General features: G+C 65.5%; 15 protein-coding genes and 1 tRNA gene. 5 read left to right on the plus strand and 11 right to left on the minus strand.

Annotated elements, in window-relative coordinates:
- Both H5T60_04160 and H5T60_04165 read left to right on the plus strand, forming a co-directional pair.
- Positions 1–749: PLP-dependent aminotransferase family protein (locus tag H5T60_04160; GenBank protein MBC7241621.1), on the plus strand; the 749-nt coding region annotated here is incomplete at its 5' end.
- Positions 746–1,180, plus strand: a complete 435-nt coding sequence (locus H5T60_04165; protein MBC7241622.1) for an acyl-CoA thioesterase — start codon at positions 746–748, stop codon at positions 1,178–1,180. The genes H5T60_04160 and H5T60_04165, both read left to right, overlap by 4 nt.
- A 36-nt stretch (positions 1,181–1,216) precedes the next feature.
- On the opposite strand, the gene H5T60_04170 is transcribed toward H5T60_04165, so the two are convergent.
- Both H5T60_04170 and H5T60_04175 read right to left on the minus strand, forming a co-directional pair.
- Positions 1,217–2,428, minus strand: coding sequence for a saccharopine dehydrogenase NADP-binding domain-containing protein (locus H5T60_04170; GenBank protein ID MBC7241623.1), 1,212 nt, complete (start codon positions 2,426–2,428; stop codon positions 1,217–1,219).
- Between the two features lie 36 nt (positions 2,429–2,464).
- Entirely contained in the window at positions 2,465–2,893 is a 429-nt protein-coding gene (locus tag H5T60_04175; protein MBC7241624.1) for an HIT family protein, read from the minus strand.
- A gap of 184 nt (positions 2,894–3,077) precedes the next feature.
- On the opposite strand from H5T60_04175, the gene H5T60_04180 reads away from it, so the two are divergent.
- Entirely contained in the window at positions 3,078–4,064 is a 987-nt protein-coding gene (locus H5T60_04180) for an N-acetylmuramoyl-L-alanine amidase (protein ID MBC7241625.1), read from the plus strand.
- A complete protein-coding gene (locus tag H5T60_04185) occupies positions 4,061–4,882 on the plus strand; it encodes a segregation/condensation protein A (GenBank protein ID MBC7241626.1) in 822 nt (273 codons plus the stop codon). Before H5T60_04180 ends, H5T60_04185 begins: the two co-directional genes overlap by 4 nt.
- On the opposite strand, the gene H5T60_04190 is transcribed toward H5T60_04185, so the two are convergent.
- From H5T60_04190 to glmS, 4 genes are all read right to left on the minus strand, one after another.
- On the minus strand, positions 4,852–5,301 hold the full coding sequence (locus H5T60_04190; GenBank protein MBC7241627.1) for a VanZ family protein: 450 nt from the start codon (positions 5,299–5,301) through the stop codon (positions 4,852–4,854). The two genes, H5T60_04185 and H5T60_04190, sit on opposite strands and share 31 nt — an antisense overlap.
- Before the next feature lie 13 nt (positions 5,302–5,314).
- Entirely contained in the window at positions 5,315–6,559 is a 1,245-nt protein-coding gene (locus H5T60_04195) for a glycosyltransferase (protein MBC7241628.1), read from the minus strand.
- Positions 6,560–6,568: 9 nt separating this feature from the next.
- The gene (locus H5T60_04200; GenBank protein MBC7241629.1) at positions 6,569–7,123 is read right to left on the minus strand and encodes a biotin transporter BioY; all 555 of its coding nucleotides are present in this window, start codon (positions 7,121–7,123) and stop codon (positions 6,569–6,571) included.
- Positions 7,124–7,217: 94 nt separating this feature from the next.
- Positions 7,218–9,059: a glutamine--fructose-6-phosphate transaminase (isomerizing) gene (glmS, locus tag H5T60_04205; GenBank protein MBC7241630.1), complete on the minus strand. Its 1,842-nt coding sequence runs from the start codon at positions 9,057–9,059 to the stop codon at positions 7,218–7,220.
- Positions 9,060–9,750: 691 nt separating this feature from the next.
- On the opposite strand from glmS, the gene focA reads away from it, so the two are divergent.
- Positions 9,751–10,602 (plus strand): formate transporter FocA, encoded by an 852-nt coding sequence (gene focA / locus H5T60_04210; GenBank protein ID MBC7241631.1) that lies wholly within the window; start codon positions 9,751–9,753, stop codon positions 10,600–10,602.
- A 72-nt stretch (positions 10,603–10,674) separates the two neighbouring features.
- Here focA and H5T60_04215 read toward each other — a convergent pair whose 3' ends face one another.
- The 5 genes from H5T60_04215 to H5T60_04235 all read right to left on the minus strand — a co-directional run bounded on the left by H5T60_04215 (position 10,675) and on the right by H5T60_04235 (position 14,041).
- Complete coding sequence (locus H5T60_04215; protein ID MBC7241632.1) at positions 10,675–11,418, minus strand: ABC transporter ATP-binding protein; 744 nt, start codon at positions 11,416–11,418, stop codon at positions 10,675–10,677.
- An 11-nt stretch (positions 11,419–11,429) separates the two neighbouring features.
- Positions 11,430–12,194, minus strand: a complete 765-nt coding sequence (locus H5T60_04220; GenBank protein MBC7241633.1) for an ABC transporter permease — start codon at positions 12,192–12,194, stop codon at positions 11,430–11,432.
- Positions 12,172–13,185: an ABC transporter substrate-binding protein gene (locus tag H5T60_04225; GenBank protein ID MBC7241634.1), complete on the minus strand. Its 1,014-nt coding sequence runs from the start codon at positions 13,183–13,185 to the stop codon at positions 12,172–12,174. Before H5T60_04225 ends, H5T60_04220 begins: the two co-directional genes overlap by 23 nt.
- A gap of 25 nt (positions 13,186–13,210) precedes the next feature.
- Positions 13,211–13,846, minus strand: a complete 636-nt coding sequence (locus tag H5T60_04230) for a redox-sensing transcriptional repressor Rex (GenBank protein ID MBC7241635.1) — start codon at positions 13,844–13,846, stop codon at positions 13,211–13,213.
- 120 nt (positions 13,847–13,966) lie between these two features.
- Positions 13,967–14,041: transfer RNA gene (locus H5T60_04235), tRNA-Gly, on the minus strand.
- Positions 14,042–14,218 lie beyond the last annotated feature (177 nt).

Genomic DNA, 14,218 nt, shown 5'->3' on the forward strand with positions numbered 1-14,218 from the left:
ATGATGACGGCATGCAGGTGGATAAGCTGGAAGAGATACTGAAGCGGGAGAAGGTCAAGTTCATCTACGTACTGCCGAATTTCCACAACCCCGCCGGCGTCACCCTTGCGGAAGAACGGCGTTACCGGTTGGTGGAGATTGCCGGCAAGTACGGTGTCCCCATCATCGAGGACGACCCATACGGCGAACTGCGCTTCGAGGGTAAGGACCTGGTGCCCATCATCGTGCTCCACAAGGAGAACGTCATCTACCTGAGCACCTTCTCCAAAACCCTGGCGCCTGGCATTCGCCTGGGATGGGTCACCGCGCCCGGCCGCGTCATTGACCGCTTGATCATGGCCAAACAGGCGGCGGACTTGCACACCAGCACCTTTGTGCAGATGGTGGCCAACGATATCTGCCAGCGCGGCATCCTGAAGCGGCACGTGCAGATCATCCGCAAGGTGTACAAGGAGCGGCGCGATGTCATGCTGGCGGCCATGGAGGAGTTCTTCCCCGAGGGGGTCACCTGGACGCGGCCGCAGGGCGGCATGTTCCTGTGGGTGCGCCTGCCGGAAAAGGTTGATGCGGCCAAACTACTGCGGGTGGCGCTGGAGGAGAAAGTGGCATTCGTGCCGGGCGCGGCCTTCTTCCCCAACGGCGGCGGGCATAATACCATGCGGCTGAACTACTCCAATGCCAGCCCGGAGATGATCCGCGAGGGCATTCGCCGGCTGGGACGGGCCATCGCCCGGGAGATTGACGGATGAGCGAGGAAGGCCCTGCCGCCTCTGCGCCGGCGGTCGAGACCAGCCTGCGCGTGCGCTATGCCGAGACCGATGCCCAGGGTGTGGTCTATTACGCCAACTATCTGGTCTGGTTCGAGGTCGGGCGCGTGGAGTTTATCCGCCGGCACGGCATCTCCTACGCCGATTTCGAGGCACAGGGCCTGGGCATCATGATTGTGGAGGCGCAGTGCCGCTATTACGCGCCGGCCTTCTTCGACGACCTCGTCACCATCCGCACCTGGATCGACGAAATGCGGCGCAGTAGCTTCCGCTTCCGCTATCAGGTCCGCCGTGGGGAAACTCTGCTGGCGGAGGGCTATACCGTACAGGTGATGGTGGACCTGGATCGGAGGGAGCCGGTGCCCATTCCGCCGGCCCTCCGCCGGCTTTTCCTCGGGGACGAAGGCGGGTGACAGGCTCCTCGCCGGAGCCTGTCACCCGCACACGGGTTACCCTCGCGAGCGCCGGCCCATCCACCAGGCCAGGAGGGCCGCAATGCCGGCGAAGAGCATGGCGCGCGACAGCGAAATGCCGCCCTTTGGCTCGCGCAGGGCCGGCACGTAGCGCGTCATGTCATGGATGATGATGTTGCGCTTTTCCAGCTCCCGCAGGAAGGCGCGCGGGTCAATGCAGGCCTCCGGCGCCAGGACCCCCTTGGCTTTGATCTGTCCCGCGCCCAGCATGACCGTCCCGATGGCCAGCGGAATGCCGGTCAGCCGGTTCATGTGGTCGGCGGCGCCGTACGAGATGAGCTGGGGCTTGCCGTTCTTGCGGCCGTGGACATCCACGCGAATCGCCGAACATGGTTCTTCCGGCGCGCCAATGTGGGAAAGGAGCGGCAGGGCCATTTTGATGACCTTGCCCAGGGCATCCTTGCGCGCCGGCGTGCGGGTCAGGCCGATGCGGTTCAGGAACATCGCCAGGCGGTTCAGCTCATCTTCCGAGAGCCCGCCCTTCAAGGTAACCGTCTTCACGCCTGGCAAAAAGCGCGGCAGGGTCACCGGCTCCGGATGGCCCAGGTGGTACACGTAGATGTCGCCCACCGGGTCGGGGAAGCGCACCAGCTCGCGGCCGGAGCCGGCCGGCACGCTCACCAGCTCGCCGTTCTGGAACGAGGGCACCATGCCGGTGAAAATGTGAATGGTGTGCAGGATGACGGCGTAGCCCTCGCTGTCCGAGGCACTGCCGGCCCAGGCCACATGGATCTCGTCCACCTCATCGAGCTGGTCGGCGGCGCGGCGGGCCAGCACGTTCGATAACCCCGGCGTCCAGCCCAGGCCGGTGATAACGGTTACCCCCCTTTCCTTGGCCAGAGGGTCCAGCTCCAGCACTGCCTGGGCGGCGTCGTAGTCATCGCACAGGCTGATATAGGGGACGCCGGCTTCGATGGCGGCGCGGGCCATCTTGGCCTCGTACTTGTAGAAGGGCCCGATGGCGCCGGCGGCTGCGTCGTGGCCGGCGATGACCTGCACCAGCAGGTCATGGTCGTTGGCATCCACCCACAGCGCCTGGGCCTTATCCCCGACCAACTGCGCCAGGCGTTGAGCACCCTCGAAGTTGTAATCCGCGATGGTGATGCGCTCCACCTGGGGCTGTGCGGCCAAATCCCAGACGGCCGCGCTACCCATATCACCAGCTCCTCCCAACACCACAACCTTCATGTGCTCCCTCCTTGCTCGGCGCGAGCAGAAAACGGGCTATACCAGGGCTTGCAGGGCCTGGCGAATGCGTTCCGCCATCTCGTCCAGTTCCGGGCGCGAGGCCCGCCGGCCGTACCCGGATGGGAAGCGGAAGCCAAAGCCATCGCCGGGATAGCGGGGCAGGAGATGCAGATGCAGGTGCCAGACCTCCTGGCCGGCGGCCGCCTCATTGGCGACGTGGCAGTTCAGGCCGGCACAGCCGGTGGCCTGGCGCACAGCCGGCGCCAGGCGTGCCGCCGTCTCCAGCAGTTTGCCGGCCACCTCCGGCGGCGCGTCGAAAATATTGCGGTAATGGGTTTTGGGGATGATCAGGAGATGCCCCGGCAGTACGGGGATGATGTCCATGAACGCCATGACTTCGTCGTCCTGATAGACAACGCTGGCCGGCGCCCGGCCGGCCGCGATCTCGCAGAAGATGCAGTCCATGGCCAGCTCCTCATGTGCGGCAGTGTCGGGTGGTCCGGCGTGTATTATAGCACGAGAGCGCCGGCGGCACAATGCGGCGTCTTGTCCTCCTCCCGGCGCTCCGCCGGCCGTTCGACGTGGACAAAGTGCGGACAATCCGTTATAATGGGACTGCGGGTTGTAAAGAGGGAGGAGCAAACGGATGATGGACGAACGAGACGCACGCTATCTCGCCGGCGAGATGGACGGAGGAGCTTCTGCATCAACTGCCGAGGGGCTTCAGGCGGAGCTGGCATGGCTGCGCGAGGAAGTGCGCCGGCTGAGAAGCGCCCTGCCCGCCCCGCCGTTCGTCGAAGCGCCGGCCATCGAGGACCACAGTGAGATACTGCCCCGCAGTCCCTCCGAAAGCTACGAGCGGCGTTCGCTGGCGGATATCGAGCGGCTGGTCATCCATCACAGCGCCCTGCCGGCCGAGATCGGGCCGGAGACCATCGCCGGGTTCCAGGTGCGCCAGCGCGGCTGGCCGGCCATCGGCTACCATTATTTCATTACCGCAGAGGGCACGATTATCCAGACCAATCCGCTGGAAACTATCGCCTTTCATACCCGGGTGGGCAATGAGACCAGCGTGGGCATCTGTCTGGCCGGCCGTTTCCTGGACGATGCCCTGCCGACCTCGGCCCAGCTCGATGCCGCCGCGGCATTGTGCGCCTATCTCTGCGGGCGCTTCGGCCTGCACGCCCGCGCCGGCGGCATTGTCGGGCACGGCGAGCTGGTGGATGTGGAATGCCCCGGCTCGCAATGGAATGAGGGTGTCCGCTGGCGCGAAGAGCTGTTGCGGCGGGTTGAGGAACTGCAGACCGCGGCCGGCCGCCGGCGTCAGCGCGCCATCGGCCATTATCTGCTCTTCTGGCAGGAGGCCGGCCGCTGGGATGAGCAGGCGTGGGATGCCGCCCGCCGCTATATCGCCCGCTTCCAGCCCATCTGCGGCTTCTCCATTGAGACCGCCAGCCAGGCGGAATATGTGACCATCGTGGGGGATGAGGGCAAATTCCCGCCGGCGGTGGAGGTTCACCTGCAGGAGGCTGGCTGTATCGTGGAGCGCATCTCGGAGAGTGACCCGGACCGTCTGCGCCAGCTCTTCGAGCGTATGGTGGAACAGGACCAGCGTTTCCTGAGCGTGGGCCTATGATGCATGTAGAAGCGCCGCCGGCCGGCCTTCCCGATTCACCTCCTTCGCCCCGAGAGTACACCATCTCGCTCCCTGTCTTCGAAGGGCCGCTGGACCTGCTCCTGCACCTCATCGAGCGGGAGGAGCTGGACATCACTGCTATCTCGCTGGTGCAGATTACCGACCAGTACCTGCAGTACATCGAGCAGATGGAGCGGGTCAACGCCGATCACCTGGCGGATTTCCTGGTCATCGCCGCGCAGTTGATCTGGATCAAGTCGCGCGCCTTACTGCCCAAGCCGCCGGCGCCGCCGGAAGAAGAGGAAGAGGACCCCGGCGAACAGCTTGCCCGCCAGCTCCGCGAGTACAAGCGCTTCAAAGAGGTGGCGCGCCAGTTGGGAGAGCGCGAGCAAAAGGGCCTGCGCTCCTACGTGCGGGTGGCATCCATCCCCAAGTCGCAGGGCAGTATTGACCTCGGCGGCATCACCCTGGCGGATCTGGTGGCGGCGGTACGGCAGGCGCTGGCTGTGGCGCCGCCGGCACCTCCGGTGGACCATGTGGTGCGGCCCTTCACTGTGACCGTTGCCCAGCGCGCCCGCCATATCCTGGAGCGGGCGCGCGCCGGCCAGCCCTTCACCTTCCGCTCCCTGCTGAACGAAGCCGCCTCACGCGTCGAAATTGTGGTCACCCTGCTGGCAGTGCTGGAACTGCTCAAGCGGCGGGCCATCCGCGTCTATCAGGAGGGGTTGTTCGGGGAAATTATCATCGAAGCCGCCGGCCCTCTGCCGGAGGACTCCCTGGAAGGCTTTCAGTCGGAGATGGATGGGTCGGCGGAGTGAGGGATCTCCTCCGGCCGCGCGCTGGGACCGGGTGCCGCCGGCGTGACATGCCGGCGCTCCCAACGCCAGAGGAGCCACAGCGCGATCAGCGCTCCCATCCCGTCAAATAGCAGATCCATGGGCCGGCCGTGCCGGCCGGGCACAAAGGTCTGGTGATACTCGTCGGTGGCGGCGTAGAGCACCGCCAGGAGCCAGCTCATGCCGGCTCGCGGGAGCGCAGGACGGCCGTTCAGGGCGCGCCAGAACAGGCCGGCCAGCACCCCGTAGGCGATCATGTGCAGTCCCTTTTTCAATATCAGGTCCAGCAGGGTATCCGGCGCCTGCGGCAGGCTGGATTGGGCGGAGACGAAGAAGATGGCTCCCATCCAGACGATCGCCGGCCCCCACTGGAACAGCCAAGTCCGCAATCTTACAGGCATCTGATGCGTTCCCTTAGCGCTGAGCGGTAACGACATTGTAGCGCGAAGTGTGCCGGCGCCAAATCCGCTTGTAGAACTGTTCCAGCTCTTCCGCCAGCCGGCTCCAGGCGAAGCGCTCCCGCGCACGCGCCGCGGCCCTTTTCCCGATCTGGACCCGTACCGCTTCATCCTGCAGCACACTGCGAGCTGTCGCGACGATCGCTTGGTCATCCCCCGCCGGCACCAGCCAGCCGCTCTCGCCATGGGCGATGTACGTGCTGGCCTCCCCGACATCCTCCGCGACGATGGGCAGGCCGGCGGCCATCATATGGGGCAGTCTGGCCGGGCAGCGCGCCCGGTTGATGAGATGGTCGTCCTGCGGGAAAAGGCCCAGGTCGCTGGCGATGACGACGTCCTGCCACTCCGTCGGCGGCAGTTGCCCCAGGTAGCGGCTTTGCCGGCGGAGATGCGGGTCTGCCTGGGCCAGCTCCTGCCATATTTGCTCTTCGCCGGCCAGGCCGGCGCCGGCGGTCAGCAGGGTCAGGGCCGGCACGGCACTGCACAGCGACGCAAAGAGCCGCGCGGCGCGGGCAGGCTCCACTTCATGAAGGCGTGTGCTCCATAAGGCGACCAAGGCATCCGCCGGCAGTGCCCAGCGTTGGCGCGCCCGCGCCCTCCGCTCCTGCCAGGCCGGCGTGAACGGTTGGGGTATATCTTGCGGGCATCCGTTGGGAAGGTACAGGATTTCCTCGGGAAGGCGGCCGGCTTCCCGAGCGCGGGAGACCAGGAGCCGGCTGGCGGCCGTCAGCCCTTCGGCGTGTCTTAACGCCCAGCGCTCCTGGAACTCGCGCAGGAGTCCTTCCCCCGGCCAGCGGCTGATGCGGCCGGCCCAGCCAGCGCACCCCTCCCAATCGTCCAGATCGTAGATGACGGCCGGCCGGCGGTGGTGCGCGGTGATCCACATCCCCGCCGCGCCGCCGTATCCCACCGGCTTGAAGATGTGCAAGATATCGGGCTGATAGGCGGCAATCTGCCGGCAGACGCGCCCCGCCAGGCGCAGGGAAAAGCGGGGGCACATCAGGTCGTCCGCCCGCAGGTGATGCACGGTCACGCCGGCGTCCTGATACGTGCGCTCGGAATCCCCGGGCGTGTCCCAGGGCGGGATGATCAGCATGACCTCATGGCCGCGCTGTGCCAGCGCGCCGGCCAGCGGCAGGGCCCGGGCGGAGGTCGTGGCCCGCACGCCCAGCCCGAACGGTGCCAGGAAGATGATGCGCATGGAGGCCTTTCAGCGCCGGCGCCGCGCCAGCAGGAGGGCCGGCGCTCCCAGCACCAGCTTCAGGGCGTCGCCGAGTAGGAAGGGGAAGAAGCCGAGGGCCAGCGCCTTTTCCGGGCCGACGAAGCGCGACAGCCAAAGCAGGCCGGGCAGGTAAATGGCCAGGTTGCCCAGCGCCAGCATCGACAGGGCGGACAGGGGCCGGCGGTCCCAGCCGCGGTCTTTCAGCCCGCCGGTGAGGTACGCGGCGAACAGGAAGCCGGCCAGATATCCGCCGGTCGGCCCCAGCATGTAGGGCAAGCCCCCTGCGCCGCCGGCGAAAACCGGCAGTCCCGCCGCTCCTTCGGCCAGATAGGCTGCCACGGCCAGGGCGCCGCGCCGGCGGCCCAGCAGGGCGCCGGCCATCAGCACCGCCAGCGTCTGCGCGGTGATGGGCACGGGCGTGAAGGGCAGGCGCACCGCCGTCTGGGCGCTCAGCACCAGGCAGATGTTGGCCACTGCAATCAGCGCCAGCTCTGCCAGCCAGTCCGATACAAACTCGGCGTGCGAGGCCTTTGCTCGGGACATGTCCACCGCTCCCCAGGGCCGGCGAATTAGGAAGGGCGCCGGCCTGCCGAGGGATAAAACCCTGCCGGCGGGCCGGCGTCGCGGGAAGCCCGCTTTATTCGACCGTCACACTCTTGGCCAGGTTGCGCGGCTGGTCCACGTCGGCGCCGCGCCGCACCGCCACATGATAGGCGAAGAGCTGGAGCGGGATGACGGCCAGCACAGGTGTCAGCAAGGGGGACGCCGGCGGGATGTAGAGCACGTGATCCGCCTTCTCCGCGATGGCATCGTCCCCCTGGGTGGCCAGGGCGATGACCACGCCGTCGCGCGCCTTGACCTGCTCCACCTGGCTGATCATTTTGTCGTAGACGTGGTCGCGCACGGCGATGGCCACCACCGGCATATTCTTGTCGATCAGGGCGATGGGGCCGTGCTTCATCTCGCCGGCGGGATAGCCCTCGGCGTGGATGTAGCTGATTTCCTTGAGCTTGAGCGCCCCCTCCAGCGCGACGGGATAGTTGATGCCTCGCCCCAGGTAGAGGAAGTTCTGGCGCTGGAAGAAGAGGCGTGCCAGTTCCTCATAGGCGTTGCCGTCCCCCAGCACGCGCCCCACCTTTTCCGGCAGGCGCGCCAGCTCGTCCACCAGTTCCATGCGGCGCTCGGCCGGCAGGGTGCCGCGCAGGGTGCCCAGCAGGATGCCCAGCAGGTACAGGTCCACCAGGGAAGCGGTGAAGGCTTTGGTGGATGCCACGCCGATCTCCGGGCCGGCCTGCATGGTGATCACATCGTCGGCGATGCGCTGGGCCTGACTGCCGATCATGTTGACGATGGAGAGCAGGCGGGCGCCCTTGCGCCGCGCTTCCTCCATGGCGGCCAGGGTGTCCACCGTCTCCCCCGACTGCGTGATGGCGATGGTCAGGGTATGCTGGTCAATCAGCGGATCGCGATAGCGGAATTCGGAGCTGTAGTCCACCTCCACCGGCAGACGGGCCAGCGATTCCAGCAGGAATTTGCCCACCAGGCCGGCGTAATACGAGGTGCCGCAGGCTACGATGACCACTTTGTGGATGTCCCACACGTTCTCGGCATTGATATGCACATCCGGCAAGTAGACCTCACCCTTCTCGAAGTCGACGCGGCCGCGGATGGTGTCGGTGATGGAGCGGGCCTGCTCATAGATTTCTTTCTGCATAAAGTGCTTGTACTCGCCCTTGGCGGCGGAGACGGGGTCCCAGGGGATTTCATGCACCTGTGGGGTGACACGCCGGCCGTCGGCGGTGTAGCACTCGAAGCCGTCCGCCCACACCAGGGCAAGCTGGCGATCCTCCAGGAAGACCATGCGGCGGGTATGCTCCAAGATGGCCGGCAGGTCCGAGGCGATGAACATCTCCCCCTCGCCGATGCCAAGCGTCACGCCGCCGGCATTGCCCATGCGCGCCGCGACCAGTTGTCCGGGCGCCCGCGTGGACATGACCACGATGCCGTGCGCGCCCCGGATATCCCCCAGCATGCGGCGCACCGCTTCCAACAGGCTGGCACCGCCGGCCATGTACTCCTCCACCAGATGGGCCATCACCTCGGTATCGGTTTCGGAGTGGAAGGTATGGCCCTCGGCCAGCAGGCGCCGGCGCAGTTCGAGGAAGTTCTCCACGATGCCGTTGTGGATGACGACGATTTCCCCCGTGCAGTCCTGGTGGGGATGGGCGTTGTATTCGCTGGGCTTGCCGTGGGTGGCCCAGCGGGTGTGGCCGATGCCGATGTAGCCGTGGACGGGGCTGCGCTCCAGGTTTTCCGCCAGGGCGGACAGTTTGCCGACGTTGCGGCGCAGTTCGATGCGCCCTTCCTGAATGACGGCCAGGCCGGCCGAGTCGTAGCCGCGGTATTCGAGCCGGCGCAGGCCCTCCAGGATGATGGGCGCGGCCGGGCGCGGTCCAACGTATCCGACGATCCCGCACATGCTGGAATCCCTCCTGTGTGATGGTGTGGATTAGGTATGGGGTTGATCGCCACTGCCCATCCCTTTGTCCCAGCGGTCGCCCGCGGGCGTTGTGGAAGGGCTTTCGTCACGCTCAGGAGGGGAAGCGTGAGGGACGTGGCCGTCCCTGGAGGCATCCGCTGATCCTTCGATTTTCTCCGCCGGCTGGCGGATTAGCCCCGGCTCGCGCCGGGGAACCTCCCCCTCGTCAACTCACCTGCGTGGATGCAGATGAGTCCATGCGCTGTCGCTTCCCCACTGCCATGCGGATGTAGCTTACATTGGCCGGCCCTCCTTTCGTTCCAGGTTGGCTGTACTATACCACAAATAGCTCTCCTGTGCAACGCGGGGGATTGCTTGTGCTTTGCCTGGCGCCGGGGAGCCGCGGCAACCACGGCAAAGCCCGCGCCGCAAAAATGCAATGCATCGCCAGATTTCGTGATATGTATCACAGCCCAGCCGGCATGTTGACAATCTTTGAGATTTGGAGTATATTAGCTGTCGACCATTGGGCGCGCAGTGGGAATCTGGTGGAGACGCGGCCGGTGTCCTCACCAAAACGGTCGAGGCTTCAGAGATATCCAATTCCATGCCGCGCAGACTCTCCAGACACTGGATGGCCCGGTTGCGCCTGTAACAACTCACACATCTCGGCTGGATGGAGGAAGGTCCCATGTCCACAGAAACGTTCCGTTTTGATGCGTTCCTGCCGCCCGAAATGGCCGGCCGTGCCGAAGCCATCGGTGTGCGCAAAGCCAGCATGAGTGCCTCAGTGATGTTCGCCCTAGCAGTACTGGCCGGCGCATTCATCGCCTGCGGCGCCGTCTTCGCCACCACAGTTGCCGCCGGCGCCGGCGATGCCCTGCCCTACGGTGTCGTGCGACTGCTCAGCGGCCTGGTCTTCTGCCTCGGCCTTATCCTGGTGGTCGTGGCCGGCGCGGAGCTCTTCACCGGCAATAACCTCATCATCATAGCCTGGGTCAACGGCAAGGTAACACTGCTCCAGCTCCTGCGCAACTGGGTCATTGTGTATGTCGGTAACTTCGTCGGCTCCATCCTCACCGCTGCCATCATGTACCTCACCAAACAGTACACCTTCGGCAAGGGAGCGGTGGGGCTGGTGGCACTGAGCACCGCCAACGCCAAGTGCAATCTGGATTTCATTCAGGCGATTGCCCTGGGCGTGATGTGTAACGCCCTGGTGTGTCTTGCTGTCTGGCTCACCTTCAGCGGCCGCTCCACCACCGACAAAATCCTGGCCATCATCTTTCCCATCAGTGCCTTCGTGGCCGCCGGCTTTGAGCACAGCGTCGCCAATATGTACTTCATCTCCGTCGGGCTGTTTATCAAGAGCAACGCCGCGTTCCTCAGTTCCATTGGCAAGACCGCGGCCGATTTCGCCAATCTCACCTGGGCCAACTTCTTCCTGCGCAACCTCCTGCCGGTGACCATCGGGAACATCATCGGCGGCGCCGGCCTGGTGGGTCTGGTGTACTGGTTCATTTATCTGCGGCCGAAAGAGTAGCGGAAACGAACGCTTGCGGGGCATGCGCTGCACAGTGCGGCCTTCCGAATGTATCGGAAGGCCGCACTGTGTTCAGGGACGCGTCTGCGCGGCGGCCAGCAGTTCCTGGTACAACTGTGCGGCGAAGCGCACCACGTCCGGGTCCTCCGGCCGGCGCTCCGCCGGCGAGCGTCCCAGGGTGAAGGTGCCGGCAACCTGGGCCGGCAGCCCCCGCATGATGAGAACGCGATGCGCCACCAGCGCCGCCTCCTGCACCTCGTGGGTGACAAAGATAATGGGGCGCGGGGAGATGCGCCATTCCTCCACCAGCAGGCGCACCAGCTCCAGGCGCAGGAGCACATCCAGGGATTTGAAGGGTTCGTCCAGCAGGAGCAGTTCCGGGTCCACCGCCAAGGCGCGCGCCAGCGCTACTCGCTGACGCATGCCTCCGCTGAGCTGATGCGGGTAATGGTCGGCGAAGGGCTCCAGGCCCATATGTCCGATGAGCCGGTCTGCCACCTGCCGGCGCTCCTCCTCCCGTACGCCGCGCGCTTTGAGCCCGAAGGCGATGTTCTCCCGCACCGTGCGCCACGGCAGGAGCCGCGGCTCCTGAAAGACGTAGCCCAGGCATGCCGGCCGGCGTATCTCGCCGGCGTCGGGCGCCAGCAGGCCGGCGATGAGGTTGAGCAGGGTGGTTTTCCCACAGCCGGACGGCCCCAAGATGCAGAGGATTTCTCCCTCCCCAACATCCAGGTTCCAGTCCTTCAGGACCGGCCGGCCCGGGAAAGATTTGGAGACATTCCGCATGGTCAGGACAGGGTCATCCGCCGGCGCCATCGTGCCCCTCCTCACCGCGCCCGCTTCCAGGCCTCGGCGCGGCGCTGAAGGGTCCGCACCAGGCCGGCTTCCAGCAGTGCCAGCAGGGTGACCGTGACCAGCACCCAGGCGAAGACGCGCGGCGTCTCGAGATAAATGCGGGCGAGGGCCAGGGCATATCCCACGCCGGCATCGCTTCCCAGCAGTTCGCCCATGATGCCGACGCGCACCGAGAGGCTGGCGGCGACCTGCAGGCCGGCGAAGAGGTGGGGCGTCAGAGCCGGCAGATAGACATCTTCGAACAGGGTGCGGCCGCGGGCGCCGTAGGCGCGGGCCATGGCCAGCAAATCCGGGTCCAGGGCGCGCACTCCTTCATACACGTTGGCAAAGACCACCGGCGCGCTGACCACCACACTGGTGAAAATGGGGGTCACAGAGCCGGTGCCGAACCACACCAGGGCCAGCACCAGCCAGGAGATAGGGGGAGCGCTCATGGCCAGGCTGACCGCCGGCTGAATCAGCGGATGCCAGCGCGGCCGGAATCCCACCAACAGGCCGGCGGTCCCGCCCACCAGCACGCTGATGCTGAAGGCGATCAGGATGCGGGCCAGGGAGACGCCGGCCTGTCGGAACAGCTCACCGCTGGACGCCAGTTCCGCCAGGGCCTGGGCGGTTTCCAGCGGCGAAGGCACCAGCACCGTTGGGTAATAGGCCGCCAGCGCGCTCCATATGGCCAGCAGCGCTGCGACACCCAGGGCATAGCGCCATACTCGCTCAACCGGTGATATAGAAGTCATCGCCCGGCAGCTTGCCCCCGTAAATCGCCGGCGACAGCTTCGCCAGCTCGTTGAAGAAGAACTCGATCTCCTTGCGGGCGTCTTTGGCAGAAACCCATTCGAAGACGATGTGGGGGAGCGAAGCCTCCATGGCCTGGGCCGGCATCTCCGGGATGTACTGCGTGCCCAGGGTGGCGGCCTCTTTGGGATGATCGCGCACCCAGGCGACGGCCTCCGCGTGCGCGCTCTGCAGGCGCGTGATGACCTGCGGATATTCCTTGGTCAGGCTGGGGAGCACGGCGACGCCGGCCATGGGCAGGCGTGGGGGCTGTCCGGTCATGGTCGCCCAGTCCGCCTGATAGTCAATGACGCGATGCAGGGTGATGCCGGCGCCCTTGGCCTTGAGCAGAGCCAGGGTGGCGGAAGGCTCGGAGAGCACGGCATGCTTGGCCTGGCCGGCGGCCAGCAGGTTGGCCGCCTCCGGCGCGGCAGTGACATAGCGCGCCGTGATATCCTTGCCCAATGCCATGCCCCGATACTGCAGGAGAAGTTGGGTCATCAGGTCCGGCAGATCCCCCTGGAAGGGGATCAGCACTTCCTGGCCGCGCAGATCCTCCCAGCTCTGGATGTTTTCATCCGCGCTGACCAGGTACAGGATGCCCCAGATGTACACGTTTGCGAGCTGGACGCCCAGCCCTTTGTTGTAGAGCGCCGCGGCCACATTCACCGGCAGGCCGGAGATGTGGGCCTGGCCGCTGGTGATGCGGGCGCGCATCTCATCCGCCGTCTTCCACAGCAGGAATTCGGAGCTATCGGCCAGGCCGGCGAAGGCGTTGTCATGCACCAGTTTGGCCAGCGCGATGGATGGGGGCGAGGCCGGCGCCTGGATGGCCAGCTTCTCCAGCTTCTTCCCCGCTGAACACCCCGGGAGCATGGACAGACCACTGCCGGCCAGCAGGGTTCCGCCGGCCGCCAGCCCCACTTGTTTCAGGAAACTGCGGCGAGAGATCATCGGGTTCCTCCTGAAGAAAAGATAGCTACGATGAGTGCTGAACGAGGTAGAATGAGAGGGTCGCCAATCGGGCGGCCAGATCTTCGTTGAACACCTTCACCCCTTCGGGGACGCGCAGGGATACTGGGGCGAAGTTCCAGATAAGGCGGATGCCGGTGGCGGACAGGCGCTCCGCGATGGATTGGGCCTGTGGGGCCGGCACGGCCAGGATGGCCATGCGCACGTCCTTCTGGCGGACGAACGTCTCCAGCTCCTCCAATGGGAGCACAGGGATACTGCCGATGCGCTGTCCGATTTTCGCGGGGTCGACGTCGAAAGCGGCGACAATCTGCAGGCGGTAGCGGGCGAAGCCCGGGTAGGACGCCAGGGCGCGTCCCAGGTTCCCCACGCCGATGAGGATGGCCTTTTTGGGTTCGTTGAGGCCGAGGACTTTCTCCAGATGGGCGGCCAGTTCGTAGACGTCGTAGCCGACACCTGGCCGGCCGAATTCTCCCAGGTAGCTCAGGTCTTTGCGGGCCTGGGCCGCTGGCACGCCGGCCTCTTCGCCCAGTTCGTCGGAGGAGATAATGCTCTGGCCTTCATGCATGGCCTGCAGGAGCCGGCGGTAGTAATGGGGCAGGCGCATGAGACACGGTTTTGGCAGAAGCACGGACCCGGCCATCCGACACCTCCTTGCGGGTGCATTCGTGCAGAATTGCACAAATTATACCTCGGGTTGGCCGGCTCGTCAAGTGATACGGGACAAAAAGAAGCCCTCCGCGCGCGGAGGGCTTCGGTCATGTGGAGCGGGTGAAGGGATTCGAACCCTCGACAGCCTGCTTGGGAAGCAGGTACGCTACCGCTGCGTCACACCCGCACACACTCAACATTATACCCACAATGCCCAAATTCGTCAAGTAGCAGTACGCCTGGGTCTTACCCACTTTTGACAGTACGACGTCCTCCTGCTATTTGGTAGTTGCGAAACCAACCATAGAGCAGAGAGGGCGTCGTGACACTAACATACCATGATGTACTGGCATTTGTCCAATTG

Source organism: Anaerolineae bacterium (assembly GCA_014360855.1).
In the GTDB taxonomy this organism is placed as follows: domain Bacteria; phylum Chloroflexota; class Anaerolineae; order JACIWP01; family JACIWP01; genus JACIWP01.